The organism is Chitinophaga sp. (assembly GCF_035761305.1).
Classification (GTDB): Bacteria; Bacteroidota; Bacteroidia; order Chitinophagales; family Chitinophagaceae; genus Chitinophaga.
Genome location: NZ_DASTRI010000008.1, coordinates 1 through 20167, shown reverse-complemented (window position 1 = coordinate 20167; position 20167 = coordinate 1). Strand labels below are relative to the sequence as shown.

Genomic DNA, 20167 nt, shown 5'->3' with positions numbered 1-20167 from the left:
TGGTTGAAACCTGGTGTAATGCCCCATTCTCCTGCATTTAGCATTCAACGCCTGATCAGGCATTCGGCGTTAAGCATCCGCTTTCTTCTTTTTACTTTTTGCTTTTTTACTTTTTACTTCCCTCCTTTCAGCGCCCTGCATACACCGGCCCTGCCGCGCTCCCGGCCCCTGTTTCAAAACGGTAAATCACCGCATCGGCTGCCGGCACCGTTACAGTTAGTGTGCCGCTAACATTGCTCACTGCGCCGGAAAACAGCTCTTTTGCAGCATAGGAGCCGCTGCTTAATCCCACACGCCCCAGGTTCACGGTATAGGTTTTGGCGCTGCTGCCATAATTCACAATGGCCAGGTATTGATAGCTGCCAACAGCAGCGGTAAACAGCTCATTGGGCTGGTTGCCCGTATTGCCTTCTACCGGGCGAAAGGCTTTGCCGTTGCCGTTACGCGCAATGTTCAGTAAACCGGCATTTTGCAGGAGCTGCCTGGCGGTGGGTGTCCAGGCGCCGATGGTGGAGTAATCGTCGCCGGTTATCAGCGTACCGGTTACCAGGCCGGATGTAAGGCGGGCGCGGTTCTCCCCCACGGATGCTGTACCAAATACAATATGATCAGCATCTGCATACTGGTACAGGTTCTTTTGCCACCAGCCATAGGTGGTGCTGTTAAGGGTGTAGCCGGTTTCACTGATGTTTTTGTAGGCATCGCAGGCAATGCGGCGCATATGCACATAACGGCCGGTAGCCAGGTTGGGACTAATAGCCGCATAGGTGAGCATGGTGCCTGCCAGCTGGTCCGTCACATACTCCATGCCTTTACGAAAAGCTTCCATGCCGGTATGCACCGTGTTATCGTAGTAGCTGTCGGCTTCCAGGGTGGCATGGCCCAGGAAATCGAGCTTTATCATCTCAAAACCGCAGGCTTTGAATTTGCCCAGCAGGTAGGCGATCCGGCCGCGGGTGCCGGGGTGTGTGGGGTCCATGGCGCGGGCGCCGTCCAGGTCAACGGGTGCCCCGTTTACTTTGGTCCAGCAATCCTGGTATTGGTAAGCCGTGCCTTCCACGGTGCCGGTGGCGTTCTTGCCCCAGTCTACAAACGGCGCCCAGTAAATGCCTGGCTTAAAACCTTTGCTTTTGCAGTAGTTGGCAAAATTGGTCAGCTGGCTGAAATCGCCGGTCCAGCCGCCGGTAGCCAGGTTATCCCAGTAAGAGTCCAGGTCTATATACAAGGTGCTGTCGCTGTTGCGGAAACCGGTGCAGCTGTCGGCAAAAAAATCCACTACGGATTTAGCTTTAGCCAGCGTAAGGCTGGATTGTATGGCGCCCCAGCTGTTCCAGCCAAAAGGCGTGCCGCCGTTGAACGTACTAATATACCTTGGCTCTGCCAGCGCATTGGCGCTGCCATAGGTTTCAAGGGCAGTGCGCCAGTCGCTTTCATAATCTACCAGTATTTTGGGCGATTTGCAGGTGGCGCCGCCTACATTTACCCATCCATGCCCCCTGCCATCGTGTGTAACCGTACCATCCGTATACCCGCCGTAAGCAGTAAGGGCCGACAGTGTATTATTACCATTAGCCGTTACCGTTACCCCTGTTTTCCAATGCATGTGTTCTACAGAACCTATCACGAGCCCGTTACGGCTGGTGTTATCATACAGGGCGGCCACCTCCGACCCGGTAAAGTTGGCAGCGCCGAGCGTTTGTGCATCATACCTTACCCAGGCGTCATTGTCAAAAGGTACTTTCAGCGCCCGCATATCGCCGCTGCCGGGGATCCATGCGGTGCCGGTGGTTAAGGGCGACATACGATAACAATTTGCACCGGCGCCGTTTAGCAGCACTTCGGTAAAAAAGTAGTGCTTACCGGGATAGGTGTAAAACACCTGCTGCATGGATATCAGGCCGCCGCCCGTAAGGGTAATGGTATGTTTGGTGCCGCTGCCGAAAGCATCTGTTACCGGCGTTGCGGCATACACCCGGCTGGTATAACCGGTATGGCTATAGTAAGTGCTGTTGGAGCTGCAGCTGGCATAGGCATCGGTAATTACCAGGTTATTGTTAAAATACACATTGTACTTGCCGGTGCTGAGGTTATAGTAAATGTAGTTGCCTGCGCCGAAATTAATAGTGGTAACAGGCTGCAGCAGCAGCTTATCGATATTGGGCCCCCACCCGCCGGCGCCGTTATCGAGCCGTATGGTGTTGCTGCCCGCATTCAGCGATACGTTTATACTGGTGCTGCCAACAGTGCTCCAGCCGCCGGAAGGCGCGCAGTTAATACCGGTATAGTTGCCGTTGTTGGGCGTTACATAAATCACCCGCGGATCTGCCGTGCAGTAATAAATAGTGAGGTTGTATATACCAGCGCTGCTTACATTCACCGGTACCACTACCGTGCCGTTGGAAGGACCGCCCAGGTTGCCTACCATGGTGCTGCCCGAGCAGCTGCTGCAGCTTTGAGTATTGGCGCCGTTGCCAAGCGTGCCGCTTTCCGCCTCAAAAGATTGGGCGGCAGCTGTTTTGGTAAAATACAGGCAAAGGATGGCTGCGAAAAAAATAACGTAGTTACAGTTGTAAAGGATTTTCATACGCCGGAACTTTTTAAGGCCATTAAGGGAAATAAAAATATAAGGATCTGCTCAGCCCAAAAATAGCTTATTCTTTTTTTATGATGGATTATCCGCCTGTTACAGCCGCTTTCCGCTATCCGGCGGCCGGTTCTTTTTATCTAGTACTTTGGGCGTTGTCGGAAATTACCCTGTAGTTTGACGGATTTACACCATTCATATTCCATCCGGGGAATGTATATTTGCAATACAATGCAAAGGAAAATCTTCAAGCCATGAAAATTGCCAGAACTGTAAGCACCACCAGGTGACACACCTATATTCCTGTTAACACAACATAAGCCGGTGTTTTACCTCAAATCTGCGGCGCTGCATGCCTGCAGGTAACTATCTTTTCCCTTACCCGTTTTAATTACTTATTTGTAAAAGTCATTACTGTATGTCGCAACAAACCGTGTCTACCAATAAGGTATCGTATATTTTTTCATTTATAAAGCAGGCCATTAAAGGAGAGGAAATGGATTACACGGCCGGTAGCCTGCGCAGGGCTGTGTTTACGCTGGCCATTCCCATGATACTGGAAATGTGCATGGAGTCGGTATTTGCGGTGGTAGACCTGTACTTTGTAGGCCACCTGCCGGATAGCAGCCATGCCATACAAACAGTAGGACTTACAGAGTCGGTTATCACCATCATATATTCCCTGGCTATTGGTATTAGTATGGCGGCAACTGCGCTGGTAGCGCGCCGCGTGGGTGAAAAGCACCCGGATGCTGCTGCCTATGCCGGCATGCAGGCGCTGTGGCTGGCCATATTTGTAACCATTGCCGTAAGCGCGGCGGGGATGATATTTGCCAGCGATATTTTACGCCTTATGGGCGCCGAACCCACTACCGTGGTGAAAGGCACTCCATATACCCGTCTTATGATGGGCGGCAGCCTGGTGATCATGCTGCTGTTTCTCATTAACGGTATTTTCCGCGGCGCCGGCAATGCGGCCATGGCCATGAAAAGCCTGTGGCTGGCCAACATCTGCAATATTATCCTTTGCCCGCTGTTCATAAACGGGCTGGGGCCTATTCCGGCCTTTGGCCTCACCGGCGCTGCCATGGCCACTACCATTGGCCGCGGTATCGGCGTTATTTACCAGCTGTACCACCTGTTTAATGGTAAAAGCCAGGTAAGGGTAAAACGCCATCACCTGAAAATAGACTGGAGCGTGATTAAATCCGTGGTAAAAATTGCTTCCCCAGGCACCTTCCAGTTTATCATCGGCTCCTGCAGCTGGATATTCCTGGCCCGGCTGGTGGCTGAAACCGGGGGCGATCATGGCTCCGCAGGTTACCAAACCGCCATTCGCCTGCTCATCTTCTTTATTATGCCGGCCTGGGGGTTAAGCAATGCAGCGGCAACGCTCATCGGGCAAAACCTGGGCGCCGGCCAGCCGGAACGGGCAGAAGCATCGGTGCTGAAAACAGCCAAATACAATTTTATATTCATGGCGGTAGTAACCGTGTTGTTCCTTACCTGCGCACGGTTCTTTATTTCGCTTTTCACACAGGACCCGCAGATACAGACCATTGCATCCAATGCGCTGCGTATTATGAGCGCAGGCTACGTTTTCTACGGTGTAGGCATGGTAATGATCAATGCCTTTAACGGCGCCGGCGATACCTGGACGCCCACCTGGATCAACTTTATCGGTTTCTGGCTGTTCCAGATACCGCTGGCCTATACACTGGCCAAGTTCTTTGGCATGGGGCCTTTGGGCGTATTCATAGCCATACCCGTAGCGGAAACGGCCATTTCCATTACGTCGTTTATTTTGTTTAAACGGGGCAAATGGAAACAGGTGAAGATATAAGTGTTAATTTACGCTTGCTTAAATGGAGCCATGGTTACTTTTGAAACAAAGTGTTACGAAAACGACTGGGAATTTATTTTAAAGGGCAGCTACCTGCAGCAAATGATAGCGCGCTGTAATTACCGCTTTGCCAAAAGAACAGTGCTGATCAACAATGTGAACGATATAGAAAAAGTGCGGCACTATGCGGAAAAGATGGTAAGAAAGCATGTTATTGATGAATACTATCTTGTAGATGACTATGCCCAAAAGGTGCTGGAACACTTTGACGTCAGCCTGTCTTCCTTTAACGGCGGATATTATTATTCCATTGCGGAGCTAACCGGCATACTGCTGTGCAGTACGCCGTACCTGCTGCATTTTTCCAGCGATACTATACCGGATAACAGCCGCTCCCCGTGGATAAAGGATGCTATTGCCGTTTTTGAGGAAAGGCAGGATGTAATTGCAGCCAACCCTGTGTGGAACTTTAATTATGCGGAGGCAAAGGAAGAGAGTATTGACAGCCTCCGTAACTTTTACCTGGGGTACGGCTTTTCCGACCAGTGTTACCTGGTAAAAACAGCCTGTTTTAAACAACGGATCTATAACGAAAAACATCCGCTGTCCGAAAGGTACCCGCAGTACGGCGGCGAGCTGTTTGAAAAACGGGTAGACAGCTACATGCGCAATCACCAGCTGTACCGCATTACCAGTATGAACGCCAGCTATGTGCATGAGAACTTTCCAAAGAACAAACAGGAGCGCTTTCGCCGGAAGCTGAAAATACTGCTGAACCGCGGGTAGGCTATAAAAGTCAGGCCCATGTACTTCGCTACGCTGCAGCTGTATCGTTTTGCTTACGTTTCAATATCAGCGCGCTGATGAGGGTAATAACAAGCCCTATCGGCAATATCTCGGTATACGTGAGCAGCACAACAAAAGCCGGGTTGCGGTACATTTCCTTCATGCCGGCCAGCTGGGCGGCCTGCTGCCGCAGCTCCTGCGCGGTGGCGCCGCCGGCCTGTTTTTCCTTTAGCACATGGGCCGTGTATTTATCCATAAAATCAGGGATAAACAGGTAATACTCCACCAGCCATACCAGCATATAAATGGTAGAGGCTATGAGGGTAATGTACAACCCTATTTTAAAGGCCTTCCCAAACGTAACCACCCCGCCGTTATACTTGTCGCGGAAATTTTTAATGCCAACAAAAATCAGGGAAAAGGCCAGCACCATAGAGGCATAGCCCAGCACCATGTTGCTCTCGAAGTTGGGATCATTGTAGCATTTGGTGGTAGCGTACACCATCATGGCGGTAACAAGCAGGCCGGATATGAGGCCGCACACCCATACATTCTTTTTCATGTAGTATGATTTTGGTCCAGGTTGATGGGCAAATTTGGCTATTTCCGCATTACGGGCGGTCATACTTTAGCATGATTTTGCCTGTAATTTGCCGGTTTATACCAAAGAATGAACGCTTTACGGGATAATGCGCAGGCGTTTGGCCTTTTCTACTGCCTGGGTACGGCGTTTCACATCCATTTTTTCAAACAGCCGTGATGAATGGGTTTTAATAGTGTTGAGTGATACAAACAAACGCCCGGCAATTTCCTGGTTGCTCAGGCCTTCCGCCATCAGCTGCAGCACCTCCAGCTCCCGGTTGCTGATGCCCATCTGCTCCAGCTCCCGCTCATTCAGCACAAAAGCATCATCCTGCGGAATATACACCTCCTTTTCCACCACCACTGTTTTTACTTTAGGTTTGGTAAGCTTTAGCGCCAGCCATATGCCCAGGCCCGTGAAAATAAGGGCAATGGCGCCAATGTATATCTCAAAGGCATGGTTCAGGATAATAAAACGCAGCTCCAGCCATTTTAACAGGAACAGCAGGAGGGCCAGGCAAATGCCGTACAGGATCACGTGTTTGTGCTTTGACAGGAAAGACGCTGCCATGCTTGATGTAGTTGAGGTATGTGTAGGCAAAAATAATATTTTAAATAAGTTTTGCTATCTTATGTACGCATTTCTCACCCCTTAAACCAAACTCAAAAGAACCATGAAAAAGAGCCTCATTTTATCCGCCCTGTGTATGGCCCTATGCCTGGTATATGTTCAGGTAAGCCGTTCTGCCGCCAAGCCTCATGCAAAGGTAACCGACACTACCTGCGGCTGGTACGACAGCTTTGGCAACAAGTATTACTGTGTGGAAACCAGCGCCAGCTGCACGGTAGCGCATGCCTACGTAAGTGAGCAGGGCAGCACGGCCACCCCTACCCTGGTAATACTGTCGCTGATCAGCACCTCCGGCAGCTGTAAAACCTTTGAAGGCAGCCTGGTGCTGCCCTCCGGCAACACCATTATAATAGACGTAATTACCTGCGACTGCGGTATTACCCTTACCACGCATGTACGCTTTGCCAGAGGCTAGCTAAATGCAGGAAGGGAATGTATTTCCTGTAAACGTAAAAAAAGAAGGGCGGCTACATTAGCACGCCCTTTTATATACACACAATCGCAAGTGTTATTTCTCAGCTGCAGCTAACAACAATGGGTTACATTTCATCAGGCTAAGTTTAGTTCGCATAGGTTGAGCCCGCAAGATAAATCCATCACCAAACAAAACATATAACATCTTTATGCTATATATTTTTTATTTACAAGACAATGCATTGTTAATGCGGCAATTCTTTTCCTGCCGGATGGCATCATAGTATACAGGTTACCGTTATCCCGCCCATCCGCCAACAGATCTTTTAATTATATTTGCACGCAATTATTTCATTCCTATGAAAAGGTCCCTTGCCGCCATTTGCTGTGCGCTTGCTGTCGCAGGCTGCGCTTCCTCTACAAACAATACCACCACCGCTGCCGTTACTGTTGCAACCGACAGCGCCGTTGCCGGACAACCTGCTGTTTTACATGAATTTTCACCTGCCGGGGCAAACAGCCGTTCTGTTGAAATAGACAGCGCTTTACGCGGGAAAATAGGTTGGGCCAATGCCCTGGTAACACGCTATATTACCCTTTCTGATAATGAAGGCGTGCAATACGCCGTAAAAGACAGCTCCATTACCTGGATATGGGATCAGCTGTTAGATACGGACAGCGCCCAATACCTGGTATGCCACCTGGGTCATGATTATGAAGACGAAGATGGCCGCCGGTTTATTACCGATGGCTGGCTGTATATTGATACGCTTACACGGCGGCTGTATGAATATGATGTACCCGATGATAGCTTGATAATATGGAATAAATAAGCGGCTGCTCACCGCTGTTTTACTCTGCATCTGTAATGTCCAGTATATCGCCGGGCTTACATTTCAGCACCCGGCATAAGGCTTCCAGTGTATCAAAGCGGATCCCTTTTACCTTGCCTGTTTTCAACAGCGAAAGGTTGGTAAGGGAAATATCCACTTTTTGCGCAAGCTCTGTTAAAGAGATCTTGTTTTTTGCCATCTGCACATCCAGGTTAATAATGATCGCCATTATACAAAAGATTCGTTATCCACTTTTAATTGATAGCCTTTGCGGAAAACTTCCGACAACACCAGTATTACCAGGCCTGTTGCCACAGGCCAGCAGCCCAGCACCATCTTGATATGGTAGAGGTTTCCCGCCTGCTGCAGCTGGGCTTTGAACAGGATGTTCTTGAATATCATATCTATAAAATTAATCACCGCCATGGCAATTACGAACAGGCCGATATAACGCAGCCGTTTTACATTTTCCGCGTTAAACGGTATATCGGCTTTCAGCGATTTAAAAATACGGCGGGCATGGAACAGGATGCTGCCAACCAGGAACATCGTCAACGAATAAAAGAAGATAACGTTTGCGGTTAAAAGCGGTGTAAGCCGCACCTTAAACTGCATCAGCCCTTCCACATTCCTGAGAGAGGCCACGGTAGCCCGGTTGGTGTTCATACCGGTAACGGGTAAATGTTTGGAGGCGTTTATAATAACAGGCACATCCCACTCCAGCTGCTGGCCGGTGAATATTTTAATACAGATGCCAATGGTAATGATCACCACAAATACCAGGAAAAGATACCAGGTAATGCTGGTCAGCGCATATAACCCGCGGATAATTAAGCGATTCATAATAGGTAGAATTTATTTGCTGACCCAAATGTACGTAAAACATTTAATTTTTTATGTAAAACATAAAATATTTTAAATAAAGAGTAAATAAGGCTGCAATAATTCCGAGAAAAAAGGCGGCCATATTTGCGGTGCTGTATTAACAATGGTTTTTGTCGGCTACAGTGATTCCTTTGTAAAAAAGCTACCTGCCGCTTCCACGCATTCCCTTAATAATCTCCAGCAGCTCGTTCACTACCTTTTGTTTGCATTGTAATTCATCCTGCAGCAATGCAATGGCGGCTTTCAGCTCCTGCTGCGCGCTGTCGGGCGGCGACTGCGCCGCAGCTTCATTCAGCAAAGCAGCGGGCGGCGTATCAAGTATGGCTGCAATTTTTTGCAAACGCGCTATGGTTAATTGCACCTGCCCGTTCTCTATTTTACAGTAAGCGTTTTGTGAAATGCCCAGTTCCAGGGCCACGTATTCCTGCGTTAAATTCCGCTCCAGGCGCAGCTTCCTGATGGTATCTGCAATCATGGGGTATAACAATTTTTGAGGTTAACAGTTAAAACAAACAAACATTTATGCATCGTAAATGTAGGAATAAATTAAACACACACGCTATTGACGGTGCTGATTTTAATGCGCAACTTTACACCCGGTCTACAGCAGATCATAGCTGCCCTGTTTTTCCTGTTACACCCCAAAACCACGCTTATACAAAGGATTAGCCCGGGCAGCAGGAACACCTACTGATAAATACCGCAGTGCCTGCAACTGCGCAGTAACAGTAACCCATTGTTGATATTTTCATTCCATAACCTCAAAAAAGCAAATGTCATGATCCGCATTTTCAATGCTAAAACAGCCATTGTGGCCTGCCTGGCAGTTACCACCATTACCCTGTCGAGCTTTAGCCACACCAGTCCTGCCCTGCTGGGCAGCAACCAGGCCGCCAACATGCAGCTGGCAGATGGTACACAAAAAGCCGTTGGCGCCAAAGCAGCGGTTTACCTTACACCAATACCCACTGTGTATGTAATGCCCCTGCCTTACACCCGTATTATTACGGCCACCCGTTACATCACCCAAACGGACCTGCTTACAGTTACAGCCACGGCCACTATTATTCCCTCACAGCCGGGACAAGGTGTATTAAGCCCTGCGCAGCAAATCCAAAATAAGCTGAATAACCTGGATTAACACCGTTTTAGTTGGTAGTGTAAGCACTGAAGGTTTGAAGCAAAAGGCCGGAGAACCGGGCCGGGTAAACAATGCCCGCTATCCGGCCTTCCTTCCTGCTTTCAGAACACTGCTTTGCGCATACACCGGCTGTAACCAGCCATGGCGGCATATGCCAAACACCTGCACCTGCTGTTGTTTTTGCAGCTTGCGTATTACGCCGTGCTTACCGCGTTAGCAGTGCTTACAGTACCTGGCAGCTGCATACCTGTTCCACCAGCAGTCCCCCCAACTGTTGCACCGGGCAGCCGGCAACTGACAGATACGGCAGCCCATGCACAACCCGGGCGCACTATTAATTACCGCTTCGCCTTCAAACTTTCAAACCTTCAGCCATGAATATTTTACGCCCCGTTATATACCTGGCATTCGTGGGCTATTTTGCCGCCACCTTCCTGTTCACCATGCCGGATAACTACATCAGCCTGCAGTATTATAAACAGCAGCGCATATTCCAGACCTGGCTGTTCCAGCGATGGGGCTTTTTTGCGCCCCCACCCAACTATGACGAACGCCTGTACTATGAATTCCGGGATAAACAAACCCATCAAACCCAAACCTTTGAAGTGCTGGAACCTGTTGTTGCCCTTAAACAGCAAAAGGCCCCTTTTAACTGGCATGAGGATATTGCAGACTACCTGCTCTCCGGCAGCATGAGCGGCATAGCCGACGATCTGCATGATATACAGCAGGAGCTGCAGTACCGGCACCGGTACCTGGAAAAAAACGCCGCCGATACCAGCGGACAATATATGGCCCGGCAGGTAATACAACACGGCATCAGCTTCCAGACCCTTAAAAACTATGGCGCTATTGTAGCCGGCAAAAACCATATTGATACCGCCCGACATGAAGTGCGCCTGATCCTCACCCATGTGCTGCTGCCCAAATTTGCCGACCGGTACAGCCAGGCGCCCCGCCATGAAGAAGCTTTTTTTGTAAGCGATTATGTATCTCTTAACCGCTAAAAAATATTTACCATGGCACTGTATAAATACCTGCTAAGCCTGGAGGAAAAGAACCGCTATTCCTTTTACCTGGCTGTTTTCCGCCTGTTTGTGTGCTTTCACCTGGTTAAAACCCTGCTGTTCCAGTGGGCTTACCTGGATATACTGTACGGCCCCCGCTCCTTTGTAACGCCGGTGCCCACTTTTTTAACGGAGCTGCTGGGCATTCCAACCCAGCTCCTGCGGGCGCACTACCCGTGGTTAATTACCTTTTACCTGCTGGTTATTATGCTGTACCTCTTTGGCATAGGCAAACACGTTACCGCCCTGCTGCTGTTCCTTTGCTATGAAACGCTGCAGCGCATGTGCCACCTGGTGCTGAACGGCGGCGACAACCTGATGAAATTTATTATGCTGTACATGATATTTGCCGACAGCTACCAGTATTTCAGCATTAAAACCCGGCCCCTTAAAAATGAAATTCTGCGCCGCTTGTCAAACCTGGGCAGCAACCTGTGTGTACGGGCCATTACCCTGCACTTCTGCCTTATTTATTTCTGGTCGGCCTGGCATAAGATACATGCGGATGTGTGGTTCAATGGCATAGCTACCTACTACACCTTTAGCATTGGCCGTTTTAAAGGCACTCCCTGGAACGACCTGCTGGCCCGCAACGGAATTTTTGTAACCGTTTCCACCTACTTTACGCTGCTGGTAGAAACCTATTTCCCCGTGCTGGTGTGGTTCAAAAAAACACGCGTGCCCGTTATATGCTGCGGCATTGCGCTGCACCTGGGCATCTATATATTTATGATGATATATGGCTTTGAGATCATTTTTATCATGACCTACGGCTTCTTTTTTACAGATGATGAATGGAGCGCCCTGCTGCACAAGGCGCTGAACCGGGTAAGCCGTAAAGTACACTGGCTAACACCAGGCCGGGTGCTGCCGGCGGCCCTCTTATCTCCCCGCCATGCAGCCAGATAGCATTATATTGTTCGATGGCGCCTGCGCTTTCTGCAACCGCTTCATACGCCGGGTAATCCGGGCCGACCGCGGGCGCTTCCGGCTGTGCGACCAGCAAAGCCGCCTGTTTCTCCTGCTGGCACAGGAGCATGGGCTGCGGGTGGCCGCCGGTGCAGATGCCGGCACCATTTACCTGCTGCAGCATGGTAAAGCCTACACCCGCGCGGCGGCCATCGCCCGCATCCTGTGCGGGTGCCGGCTGCCTTACAGCCTGGCAGGCTGGCTGCTGCGTTGTATTCCCCCTGCCATCGGCAATGCCGTATACGACCAGGCAGCGCTGCGGCGACATCGCCTGCCGGGTAAAAAGGCCTGTTCCCTGCCCTCACCGGGCATGCGGGAGCGGCTGCTGCAATAACCATGAACCCAACCCAAATTTTACTATTTTTGCGCCTGTACTTTTTTGGATAAGCATTTCATCTTACAGACAGGTTTTACTTTGTACAGCATGCACATACTACTTAAAAACGTCAGGATTGTCGCCCCCTCCTCTCCTTTCCACGGGCAACAGCAGGATATTTTAATTGAAAATGGTCAGATTAGCCGCGTAGCCCCCGACATTGCCGCCAACGGCGCGGAAGTGGTTACAGGCCATAATCTGCATGTGTCACTGGGATGGATGGATGTATTTGCCCACTTCTGCGATCCCGGGCAGGAACATAAGGAAGACCTGCAAACCGGTTCACAGGCAGCAGCCAAAGGCGGCTTTACCACTGTAATGATAGTGCCCAACACCCAGCCGGCCCTGCACACCAAGCCGCAGATCAGCTACGTGCTTAGCCACACCGGCGGCGGCCCGGTACAGGTGCTGCCCATGGGCGCCGTTACCAAAAACCTGGAAGGCGCCTCACTGGCAGAAATGTACGAAATGCACGAAACCGGCGCAGTAGCCTTTTCAGACGGCATTAAACCCGTACAATCCCCCGGCCTGCTGCTCAAAGCCCTTCAATATGTAAAAGCCTTTAACGGTACCATTATACAGCTGCCCGACGATCAAAGCATATCTGCCCACGGCCTTATGCATGAAGGCATTCACTCCACCCGCCTGGGTATGCCCGGCAAACCCGCCCTGGCCGAAGAGCTGATTATCCAGCGCGACCTGGAGCTGGCCCGGTATACAGCATCGAACCTGCACATTACCGGTGTTAGCACTGCCAAAGGCATTGCCCTTATTGCACAGGCAAAGGCAGCAGGTATAAAGGTTACCTGCTCCGTTACCCCCTACCACCTTTCCTTTACCGATGCCGACCTGGCGCACTACGATACCCATCTGAAGGTGAACCCGCCCATACGCGGCGCAGAAGATGTGGCCGCGCTGAAAGAAGCGGTGCTGAATGGCACGGTCGACTGCTTTGCCACCCACCACCAGCCGCAGGAATGGGACGCCAAACAGGTGGAGTTTGAATATGCTAAAAACGGCATGATCGGACTGGAAACCTGTTTTGGGGCACTTCGCAGACATATTCCCCAACTGCCGCTGGAACAGCTCATTACAATGCTTACTGTGCAGCCGCGCCGCATTTTTAACCTGCCACAGCCGGAGCTGAAAGAAAACGTTCCTGCCAACCTCACTGTTTTTGAACCGGATGCCCAATGGACTTTCAGCACCGCGGATATTGCTTCCCGGTCTAAAAATTCAGCGTATATTGGCACGGAGTTAAAAGGAAAAGTGAAAGCGGTTATCAATCGTAACCAGGCACAGTTTTCTTAATCCTTATAAACCTTACTATTATGCAAAAAAGCAACCATCTCCAGTATGGACTGGTCATCAGCGCAATTATTATTCTGCTGTCTGTAGTATTTTATGTAATGAACCTCAGCGCGGCGAGATGGACACAATGGGTTCATACCGCCATTATGTTTATAGGCGTTATTATTACCTGCATCCAGTTTGGTAAGCTGAACGACGGGGATGTTACCTTTGGCAGCGTTTTTGCAAACGGGTTCAGAACCACTGCGGTGATTGCAGTAATTACCGTACTGTTCTCGGTAATATTCGTTCTTATTTTCCCCGATATTAAAGAAAAAGCGCTGGAAGAGGCGCGCCGGCAAATGGAAGCGCAGGGCCGGTCCGACGAGATGATTGAAAAAGCGCTTGCTATGACCAGCAAAATGTTTATGGTATTTGTAGTGGCCGGCGGTGTGTTCGGCACCCTGCTTTTCGGGGTAATTGCATCCCTGATAGGAGCAGCGGCCGCTAAAAAGAACCCAAGACCGCAAGCCCTGCAGTAATTACGAATTACGGAATTACGAATTGGCTGCATGCATAGCTGTTCCGCATAGCAGTAAGCGCCTTAAAAAACTAATTATGACATGAATAATTACGAATGGTAAAGCATTCGTTCCGGTACACCGGGAAGTGCAGGTAAAAATTACGCTGGTTACGAACTACACACACCCTCTTTCGTAATTCGTAATTGAATAATTCGTAATTAAACACTGAATCATGAGTATAGACATATCCGTTATCGTTCCGTTAAAAAACGAAGAAGAATCTTTGCCGGAGCTTGTGGCCTGGATTAGCCGGGTAATGGAGGAAAACCAGTTCTCCTATGATGTGTGGATGATAGACGACGGTAGCACGGATAATTCCTGGGAAGTGATCAAAAGCCTGGCAGCCGCCGATCCGCAGCACATCAGAGCCATCCGCTTCCGCCGCAACTATGGCAAATCCGCCGCCCTGAATGAAGGCTTCCGCGCCGCCCAGGGCAACGTAATTATTACCATGGATGCCGACCTGCAGGACAGCCCGGATGAAGTGCCCGAGCTGTACCGCATGATCGTGGAAGATGGCTACGACCTGGTAAGCGGCTGGAAAAAGAAACGCTACGATAATGCGCTCACGAAAAACCTGCCCAGTAAGGTTTATAACTGGACCACCACCAAAATGAGCGGCGTGTACCTGCACGACATGAACTGCGGTCTTAAATCGTACCGCAAAAAAGTGGTGAAGTCCATTGAAGTATACGGCGAAATGCACCGGTACATACCCGTAATTGCCAAATGGGCCGGCTTTACCAAAATAGGTGAAAAGCCTGTAGAGCACCGCGCCCGTAAATACGGTGTTACCAAGTTCGGGTTGGAGCGGTTTATTAACGGCTTCCTCGACCTGGCCTCCATTATGTTCATCGGCAAGTTCGGAAAACGGCCCATGCACCTGTTTGGCGCCCTGGGCACCGTGTTTTTTTTACTGGGCTTTGGCATTGCCTTTTACCTGGCCATTGCCAAAATTGCGTTTGATAAATATAACATGACAGACCGGCCTATCTTTTTCCTGGCCCTCCTGTTCATGATCATTGGTTCACAGCTGTTCCTCACCGGTTTTCTTGGCGAGCTGATAGCCCGCAATGCCCCGGAACGGAACCTGTACCTGGTAGAAGAAAAAATCTGAAACAATTACGAATTGGGCAATTACGAATTACGAATTGGGCAGTGTGGCTATAACCTGTGTCTTGCGGGTTTAACAAATAATCATTGCAGGTGATGTCAGGGACTAATCGTTTGATGTACGTTGCCTCATTCGTAATTCGTAATCCGTAATATCACCCGCAGGCGATAATTCACTGACTTGAAAAGAGCAACCATTCTCATACTCGGCACTGCCTATCCTTTCCGGGGCGGGCTGGCCGCTTATAACGAAAGGCTGGCCGAAGAGCTGCAGCAAACCGCCGATGTGCACATCTGGACCTTCACCGTGCAATATCCCGGCTTCCTGTTTCCCGGCAAAAGCCAGTATTCAACAGATCCTCCGCCCGCGCACCTGCGCATACGCCGCATTGTAAATTCCATTAACCCGCTGAACTGGTGGATGACCGGCCGCGAAATACGCCGCCTGAACCCGGACATTATTATTGTAAGATACTGGCTGCCATTCATGGGTCCCTGCCTGGGCACCATACTGCGCATAGCCAAAAAAGACGGCCACACCCGCATCGTAGGGCTGCTGGATAACGTGGTGCCACACGAAAAAAGACCGGGCGATGTAGCTTTTACCCGCTACTTCCTGAAACCGGTTGATGTATTCGTAGCCATGAGCCAATCCGTTATCAACGACCTGCGGCTGTTTGAGCCCGTAAAAAAAGCCTCCCTTATTCCCCACCCTATTTACGACAGCTACGGTGAGCTGGTGCCCAAAGCCGCCGCCAGGGCACACCTGCAGCTGGATGCAGGTAAGCGGTACATCCTGTTCTTCGGTTTCATACGCCCCTACAAAGGGCTTGACCTGCTGCTGCAGGCCATGGCCGATGAGCGGCTCAGCCGCCTGGATGTGCAGCTAATTGTGGCCGGCGAGTTCTATGAAGATGCCGCTCCCTACCACCAGCTGATTGCACAGCACCAGCTGGGCGATAAAGTGCTGCTGCACACTGATTTCATTCCCAATAATGACGTAAAATATTACTTCTGCGCCGCCGACCTGGTGGTGCAGCCTTATAAAAGCGCCACCCAGAGCGGTATTTCGCAGATAGCCTATCATTTTGAAAAGCCGATGGTGGTAACAAACGTGGGCGGACTGGCCGAAACCATTCCCGACGGCAAAGTAGGCTTCATTTGCGAGCCGGAGCCCGCCGCCATTGCCGCCGCCATCGAAAAATATTATATAGATGACCGGGAAGCCGATATGACCGCAGCGGTGCGTGTTGAAAAACAGCAGTACTCCTGGAGCCGCCTGGCAGCCGAAATATATAAATTAGCGGAAAGCGTAAAGCAAAAGGTAAAAAGTAAAAAGTAAAAAGGTAAAAAGGTAAAAGCCGGGTACGGTATAACGTAACGCTTAAAACTGAGTGCATTATACCAGTTGCGTGTTTAATATTAAATGTGCAATTTTGAACCTTTGCCATTAACATAGTTAGCTTGTACATAACAAATACGGTACAGGCAACGTTAAGCAGTAAACATTTTAAACACAGCGCAGGCAGCCGGTCGCCTGAGTTTTCGCCAGTGCTCAGCACGCTGTACAGGCCCTCTGCCTGCCGTTCTTTTAAATAAAAACAAAGCACATACAGCAAACTGTTTTTAATTTTTGCTTTATGCTTTTTGCTTTATGCTTTCAGCTCAAAAAAATATGAATAAAACATACCTACTGCTGTTGTGGATATTTACGGGTATAACCGCTGCGCAGGCGCAACACCTGCATCATGCAGACAGCCTGCTGCTGGTAAAGCAGCAGGACTCCCTGGAGCAGCTGGCCTATACCATCCTGAACGGCAAATCAGAAGATATACGGCAGCAATCCAGCGATCAGCTCATACCCATGCTGGTGCGCGCCCTCAAAACGCCCTACTCCTTCAATTTCCCGTTCGACTCGCTGGTCAGCATCAGCATACAGTACCCGCAGGACAGCACCTTCCGCATTTTCTCCTGGGGCGTGGAAAAAGATAATACCTTTTACCGCCACTATGGCGCCATACAAATGCGCACCAAAAACGGACAGCTCAAGCTGTTTCCCCTGTTTGATAATTCCGATTACAGCGCCAATACCGATACCGTTGGCGACAACAAAGCCTGGTACGGCTGCCTGTATTACAAAATAGTGCAGCGCCACTACTTTAACAGTGAATACTATACGTTGTTTGGCTACGACGCCAATAACATGCGCAGCACCAAAAAGGTGCTGGATATGCTGCAGTTCAAAAACGGCAAACCCGTATTCGGCGGGCCGTTCTTCAGCTTTGCAGAAGACACCGTTCCCAAACCCACCCGCAGGCGCTTTATAGTAGAGTACAGTAAAAAAGCCACCATCAGCCTCAGTTATAACCCCGAGATGGACATGATCGTATATGACCACCTCATATCGGCAACCAATGAGCCGGGAAAACCGTATACATATGTACCCGACCTGGATTATGAAGGGTTTAAGTGGAAAGGCGGGAAATGGGTACATATTGAAAAAGTGTTTCACGACGCCCTTCCCCTGGGCAAGTTCCCAGTGCAGCAGCCGCAGGACCAGCGCAAAAAGGACCTGATGCACCCGAAAACGCTGGAGGATATGGAAGCGGAAAAGGCAGCGAAGAAACCGAAAAACAAGTAGTACTGTTTTTTTGTTATATTCAACCAGGGGCACTATTGCCGTTTAATAAGCACAAGAATGAAAAGATTGACTGTCACGCTGGCGGCTGTAACCTTTGTTATAGCATCTGCCTTCACGTATGCTACCAGCTGGAAAATTGCAGACGGCTACACCATTAAATTCGAAGCCAAAGGCGCTTCGGGCTCCTTTAGCGGGTTAAAGGGCGAAATTGTTTTTGATCCTGAAGATTTGCCCGGCTCCAGGTTCAATGTTACCATAAGCACCGCTTCCATTAATACCAACAACGGTTTAAAGAATAAGCACGCCAAAGGGGAAAAATACCTGTATGTAAAGAAATACCCGCTCATCCGCTTTACTTCCTCCGCTGTTAAACAGTCGGGCAATGGTTATGTGGCCAGCGGCACCCTGGAAATACGTGGTGTTAAAAAAGAGGTGAGCCTGCCGTTCAGTTTCAGTAAAACCGATACCGGCGGACTGTTTACCGGCAATATTACAGTGAACCGTGAAGATTACCAGGTGGGCAGCTCCAGCTTTATTCTCGGCAGTGATTTCAAGGTGACAATATCGGTACCCGTAAAAAAATAAGCAACTCCCATGCTACAGGCATCTACCATACAGTTGCTGCGCTTTCCGTTCTCTTACTTCCTGATGCCGGTATACTGGTTTGCCCTTAGCTTTGTACCAGGCATTTACTGGCCCAAAGCCATTCTTATATTCATATTGCTGCATGTGCTGCTGTACCCGTCCAGCAATGGCTATAACAGCTATATGGATCGTGACGAAGGCAGTATTGGCGGCGTGGAAAAACCCATGCAGCCCACCCGGCAGCTGTTTTACGTAACACTGTGGATGGATGTAGCGGCTTTTCTACTATCCTTCCTGATAGGTCCCTGGTTTGCAGCGGCGCTGGGCTGTTATATCCTCTGCTCCCGCGCCTACAGTAACCGGCATATCCGCTTAAAGCGATTTCCCGTACTGGGTTACCTTACTGTTATCATTAACCAGGGTGCCCTGGTGTTTTGCATGGTATATTACGGCGCCGCACGCAGCAGCATATTGCCCTTTCCGCTGATACCGGCCCTGGCTGCGGCATTCCTGATAGGCGGCTTTTACCCCATTACACAGGTGTACCAGCATGAAGCAGATGCGAAAGACAAGGTTACCACCATCAGCATGCTGCTGGGCAGGCGCGGCACCTTTTTGTTCTGCGCAGTCATGTACGCAATTGCCTTTGGCCTGTTGTTTGTTCACTATCAACAGCAGCAACAGCTACAGCACTTTGTAATATTGCAACTGTTTTTTATACCAGTAGTCTTCTTTTTCATACGCTGGCTGCTACAAGTATGGAGGGACGCTGCTATGGCAAACTTTAAGCATACCATGCAAATGAATGTATTGGCAGGCACCTGTACAAATGTAGCTTTCATTGTATTATTAATTCTACATCAATTTGGCTGAAATTATTTCCATAGGCACGGCGGTACCGGCTTATCGCCATCAGCAGGACGACATCCTGCACTTTATGCAGCAGGCCCACCAGCTGGATGAAGCGGATAAACGCAAGCTGGCCTTCCTGTACCGGCATAGCGGTATTCAAACCCGCTATTCCGTTTTGCCCGATTACAGCCTGCCGGAGGAAGAATGGACCATTACCCAAACCACTGCTGTCAGCGCCAATGGCACGTTGCTGTCGGTAGATAAACGTATGGCCCTCTACAAGCAGGAAGCCCTGCCCCTGTCGCTGCGTGCTATTGAACAGTGCATGAAAGGCATGATGGACGTAACCGCCATTACCCACCTGGTTACCGTAAGCTGCACCGGCATGAGCGCGCCCGGCCTGGACCTGGAGATTATTGAAGCACTGCAGCTCGACAGCAGCATTTTTCGTACGTCCGTAAACTTTATGGGCTGCTACGCCGCCGTACATGCGTTAAAGTTAGGGAAGATGATCTGCGATACAGAGCCGCAGGCCAAAGTGCTGATAGTAGCCACGGAGCTGTGCACCCTGCACTTTCAGCAGGACTATACGCCAGATAATGCGGCGGCCGCCCTGCTGTTTGCAGATGGCAGCGCTGCCGTGCTTATGGCCAACCAGCCCCCGGGCAGCAGGCCTGCGCTGAGCATCGACGGCTTTTGCGCCAACATTGCCTTCAAAGGCAAGCTGGATATGGCCTGGGGCATCAGCAATAAAGGGTTCCTTATGTCGTTGAGCAGCTATATCCCTCACCTGATCAGGGAAGACATCAGCGGCCTTGTACAGGAAGCCCTGGATAAGATCCGGATTAACCGGCATAGCATTACACACTGGTGCATACACCCGGGCGGCCGCAAAATACTCGACGAAGTGGAACAGCAGCTGCAGCTGCACCCCAGCGACCTGTATTTTTCGCGGCAGGTGCTGGAGCAATACGGCAACATGTCATCCGCA

At 50.1% G+C, this 20167-nt stretch carries 22 protein-coding genes; 16 read left to right on the top strand and 6 right to left on the bottom strand.

The window, feature by feature from the left end:
* Positions 1-127: 127 nt before the first annotated feature.
* Positions 128-2584 carry a CBM35 domain-containing protein gene (locus VFS25_RS01570; protein WP_326460356.1) on the bottom strand — a complete coding sequence of 819 codons (2457 nt, stop codon included), beginning with the start codon at positions 2582-2584 and terminating at the stop codon, positions 128-130.
* Positions 2585-3002: 418 nt separating this feature from the next.
* On the opposite strand from VFS25_RS01570, the gene VFS25_RS01565 reads away from it, so the two are divergent.
* Together VFS25_RS01565 and VFS25_RS01560 are read left to right on the top strand one after the other, a co-directional pair.
* Positions 3003-4427, top strand: coding sequence for an MATE family efflux transporter (locus VFS25_RS01565; RefSeq protein WP_326460355.1), 1425 nt, complete (start codon positions 3003-3005; stop codon positions 4425-4427).
* 30 nt (positions 4428-4457) lie between these two features.
* Positions 4458-5213, top strand: coding sequence for a hypothetical protein (locus VFS25_RS01560; protein WP_326460354.1), 756 nt, complete (start codon positions 4458-4460; stop codon positions 5211-5213).
* Between the two features lie 28 nt (positions 5214-5241).
* On the opposite strand, the gene VFS25_RS01555 is transcribed toward VFS25_RS01560, so the two are convergent.
* On the bottom strand, positions 5242-5775 hold the full coding sequence (locus VFS25_RS01555; protein ID WP_326460353.1) for a DUF4199 domain-containing protein: 534 nt from the start codon (positions 5773-5775) through the stop codon (positions 5242-5244).
* A 117-nt stretch (positions 5776-5892) separates the two neighbouring features.
* On the bottom strand, positions 5893-6366 hold the full coding sequence (locus VFS25_RS01550) for a response regulator transcription factor (RefSeq protein WP_326460352.1): 474 nt from the start codon (positions 6364-6366) through the stop codon (positions 5893-5895).
* A 103-nt stretch (positions 6367-6469) separates the two neighbouring features.
* On the opposite strand from VFS25_RS01550, the gene VFS25_RS01545 reads away from it, so the two are divergent.
* Complete coding sequence (locus tag VFS25_RS01545; RefSeq protein ID WP_326460351.1) at positions 6470-6841, top strand: hypothetical protein; 372 nt, start codon at positions 6470-6472, stop codon at positions 6839-6841.
* A gap of 358 nt (positions 6842-7199) precedes the next feature.
* Positions 7200-7673, top strand: a complete 474-nt coding sequence (locus VFS25_RS01540; protein ID WP_326460350.1) for a hypothetical protein — start codon at positions 7200-7202, stop codon at positions 7671-7673.
* Positions 7674-7692: 19 nt separating this feature from the next.
* Here the strand turns inward: VFS25_RS01540 and VFS25_RS01535 are convergent, their stop codons facing one another.
* From VFS25_RS01535 to VFS25_RS01525, 3 genes are all read right to left on the bottom strand, one after another.
* Positions 7693-7902, bottom strand: a complete 210-nt coding sequence (locus tag VFS25_RS01535; RefSeq protein WP_326460349.1) for a helix-turn-helix transcriptional regulator — start codon at positions 7900-7902, stop codon at positions 7693-7695.
* Entirely contained in the window at positions 7902-8516 is a 615-nt protein-coding gene (locus tag VFS25_RS01530; protein ID WP_326460348.1) for a DUF2975 domain-containing protein, read from the bottom strand. The genes VFS25_RS01535 and VFS25_RS01530 overlap by 1 nt, the downstream gene beginning before the upstream one ends.
* 184 nt (positions 8517-8700) lie before the next feature.
* Positions 8701-9033: a helix-turn-helix transcriptional regulator gene (locus tag VFS25_RS01525; RefSeq protein ID WP_326460347.1), complete on the bottom strand. Its 333-nt coding sequence runs from the start codon at positions 9031-9033 to the stop codon at positions 8701-8703.
* Positions 9034-9336: 303 nt separating this feature from the next.
* Between VFS25_RS01525 and VFS25_RS01520 the strand changes: the two genes are divergently transcribed.
* From VFS25_RS01520 to VFS25_RS01465, 12 genes are all read left to right on the top strand, one after another.
* On the top strand, positions 9337-9699 hold the full coding sequence (locus tag VFS25_RS01520; RefSeq protein ID WP_326460346.1) for a hypothetical protein: 363 nt from the start codon (positions 9337-9339) through the stop codon (positions 9697-9699).
* Positions 9700-10073: 374 nt separating this feature from the next.
* A complete protein-coding gene (locus VFS25_RS01515; RefSeq protein ID WP_326460345.1) occupies positions 10074-10706 on the top strand; it encodes a hypothetical protein in 633 nt (210 codons plus the stop codon).
* 12 nt (positions 10707-10718) lie between these two features.
* A complete protein-coding gene (locus tag VFS25_RS01510; protein ID WP_326460344.1) occupies positions 10719-11675 on the top strand; it encodes a hypothetical protein in 957 nt (318 codons plus the stop codon).
* Positions 11662-12069 (top strand): thiol-disulfide oxidoreductase DCC family protein, encoded by a 408-nt coding sequence (locus tag VFS25_RS01505; protein ID WP_326460343.1) that lies wholly within the window; start codon positions 11662-11664, stop codon positions 12067-12069. The genes VFS25_RS01510 and VFS25_RS01505 overlap by 14 nt, the downstream gene beginning before the upstream one ends.
* A gap of 90 nt (positions 12070-12159) precedes the next feature.
* Positions 12160-13422, top strand: coding sequence for a dihydroorotase (locus tag VFS25_RS01500; protein WP_326460342.1), 1263 nt, complete (start codon positions 12160-12162; stop codon positions 13420-13422).
* Between the two features lie 20 nt (positions 13423-13442).
* The gene (locus VFS25_RS01495) at positions 13443-13943 is read left to right on the top strand and encodes a DUF4199 domain-containing protein (protein ID WP_326460341.1); all 501 of its coding nucleotides are present in this window, start codon (positions 13443-13445) and stop codon (positions 13941-13943) included.
* A 214-nt stretch (positions 13944-14157) separates the two neighbouring features.
* Positions 14158-15102 carry a glycosyltransferase family 2 protein gene (locus VFS25_RS01490; RefSeq protein ID WP_326460340.1) on the top strand — a complete coding sequence of 315 codons (945 nt, stop codon included), beginning with the start codon at positions 14158-14160 and terminating at the stop codon, positions 15100-15102.
* 177 nt (positions 15103-15279) lie between these two features.
* Positions 15280-16440, top strand: coding sequence for a glycosyltransferase (locus tag VFS25_RS01485; protein WP_326460339.1), 1161 nt, complete (start codon positions 15280-15282; stop codon positions 16438-16440).
* Between the two features lie 333 nt (positions 16441-16773).
* On the top strand, positions 16774-17739 hold the full coding sequence (locus VFS25_RS01480; protein WP_326460338.1) for a hypothetical protein: 966 nt from the start codon (positions 16774-16776) through the stop codon (positions 17737-17739).
* A gap of 57 nt (positions 17740-17796) precedes the next feature.
* Complete coding sequence (locus VFS25_RS01475; RefSeq protein ID WP_326460337.1) at positions 17797-18324, top strand: YceI family protein; 528 nt, start codon at positions 17797-17799, stop codon at positions 18322-18324.
* 9 nt (positions 18325-18333) lie between these two features.
* Entirely contained in the window at positions 18334-19197 is an 864-nt protein-coding gene (locus tag VFS25_RS01470) for a UbiA family prenyltransferase (RefSeq protein ID WP_326460336.1), read from the top strand.
* On the top strand, positions 19190-20167 hold a 978-nt coding region (locus VFS25_RS01465; protein ID WP_326460335.1), incomplete at its 3' end, for a type III polyketide synthase. The genes VFS25_RS01470 and VFS25_RS01465, both read left to right, overlap by 8 nt.

What these genes read in the sequence shown, in the direction of transcription:
- VFS25_RS01570 (WP_326460356.1), bottom strand. Translation starts at nt 2,584, where the DNA reads ATGAAAATCCTTTACAACTGTAACTACGTTATTTTTTTCGCAGCCATC.
- VFS25_RS01565 (WP_326460355.1), top strand. Translation starts at nt 3,003, where the DNA reads ATGTCGCAACAAACCGTGTCTACCAATAAGGTATCGTATATTTTTTCA.
- VFS25_RS01560 (WP_326460354.1), top strand. Translation starts at nt 4,458, where the DNA reads ATGGTTACTTTTGAAACAAAGTGTTACGAAAACGACTGGGAATTTATT.
- VFS25_RS01555 (WP_326460353.1), bottom strand. Translation starts at nt 5,775, where the DNA reads ATGAAAAAGAATGTATGGGTGTGCGGCCTCATATCCGGCCTGCTTGTT.
- VFS25_RS01550 (WP_326460352.1), bottom strand. Translation starts at nt 6,366, where the DNA reads ATGGCAGCGTCTTTCCTGTCAAAGCACAAACACGTGATCCTGTACGGC.
- VFS25_RS01545 (WP_326460351.1), top strand. Translation starts at nt 6,470, where the DNA reads ATGAAAAAGAGCCTCATTTTATCCGCCCTGTGTATGGCCCTATGCCTG.
- VFS25_RS01540 (WP_326460350.1), top strand. Translation starts at nt 7,200, where the DNA reads ATGAAAAGGTCCCTTGCCGCCATTTGCTGTGCGCTTGCTGTCGCAGGC.
- VFS25_RS01535 (WP_326460349.1), bottom strand. Translation starts at nt 7,902, where the DNA reads ATGGCGATCATTATTAACCTGGATGTGCAGATGGCAAAAAACAAGATC.
- VFS25_RS01530 (WP_326460348.1), bottom strand. Translation starts at nt 8,516, where the DNA reads ATGAATCGCTTAATTATCCGCGGGTTATATGCGCTGACCAGCATTACC.
- VFS25_RS01525 (WP_326460347.1), bottom strand. Translation starts at nt 9,033, where the DNA reads ATGATTGCAGATACCATCAGGAAGCTGCGCCTGGAGCGGAATTTAACG.
- VFS25_RS01520 (WP_326460346.1), top strand. Translation starts at nt 9,337, where the DNA reads ATGATCCGCATTTTCAATGCTAAAACAGCCATTGTGGCCTGCCTGGCA.
- VFS25_RS01515 (WP_326460345.1), top strand. Translation starts at nt 10,074, where the DNA reads ATGAATATTTTACGCCCCGTTATATACCTGGCATTCGTGGGCTATTTT.
- VFS25_RS01510 (WP_326460344.1), top strand. Translation starts at nt 10,719, where the DNA reads ATGGCACTGTATAAATACCTGCTAAGCCTGGAGGAAAAGAACCGCTAT.
- VFS25_RS01505 (WP_326460343.1), top strand. Translation starts at nt 11,662, where the DNA reads ATGCAGCCAGATAGCATTATATTGTTCGATGGCGCCTGCGCTTTCTGC.
- VFS25_RS01500 (WP_326460342.1), top strand. Translation starts at nt 12,160, where the DNA reads ATGCACATACTACTTAAAAACGTCAGGATTGTCGCCCCCTCCTCTCCT.
- VFS25_RS01495 (WP_326460341.1), top strand. Translation starts at nt 13,443, where the DNA reads ATGCAAAAAAGCAACCATCTCCAGTATGGACTGGTCATCAGCGCAATT.
- VFS25_RS01490 (WP_326460340.1), top strand. Translation starts at nt 14,158, where the DNA reads ATGAGTATAGACATATCCGTTATCGTTCCGTTAAAAAACGAAGAAGAA.
- VFS25_RS01480 (WP_326460338.1), top strand. Translation starts at nt 16,774, where the DNA reads ATGAATAAAACATACCTACTGCTGTTGTGGATATTTACGGGTATAACC.
- VFS25_RS01475 (WP_326460337.1), top strand. Translation starts at nt 17,797, where the DNA reads ATGAAAAGATTGACTGTCACGCTGGCGGCTGTAACCTTTGTTATAGCA.
- VFS25_RS01470 (WP_326460336.1), top strand. Translation starts at nt 18,334, where the DNA reads ATGCTACAGGCATCTACCATACAGTTGCTGCGCTTTCCGTTCTCTTAC.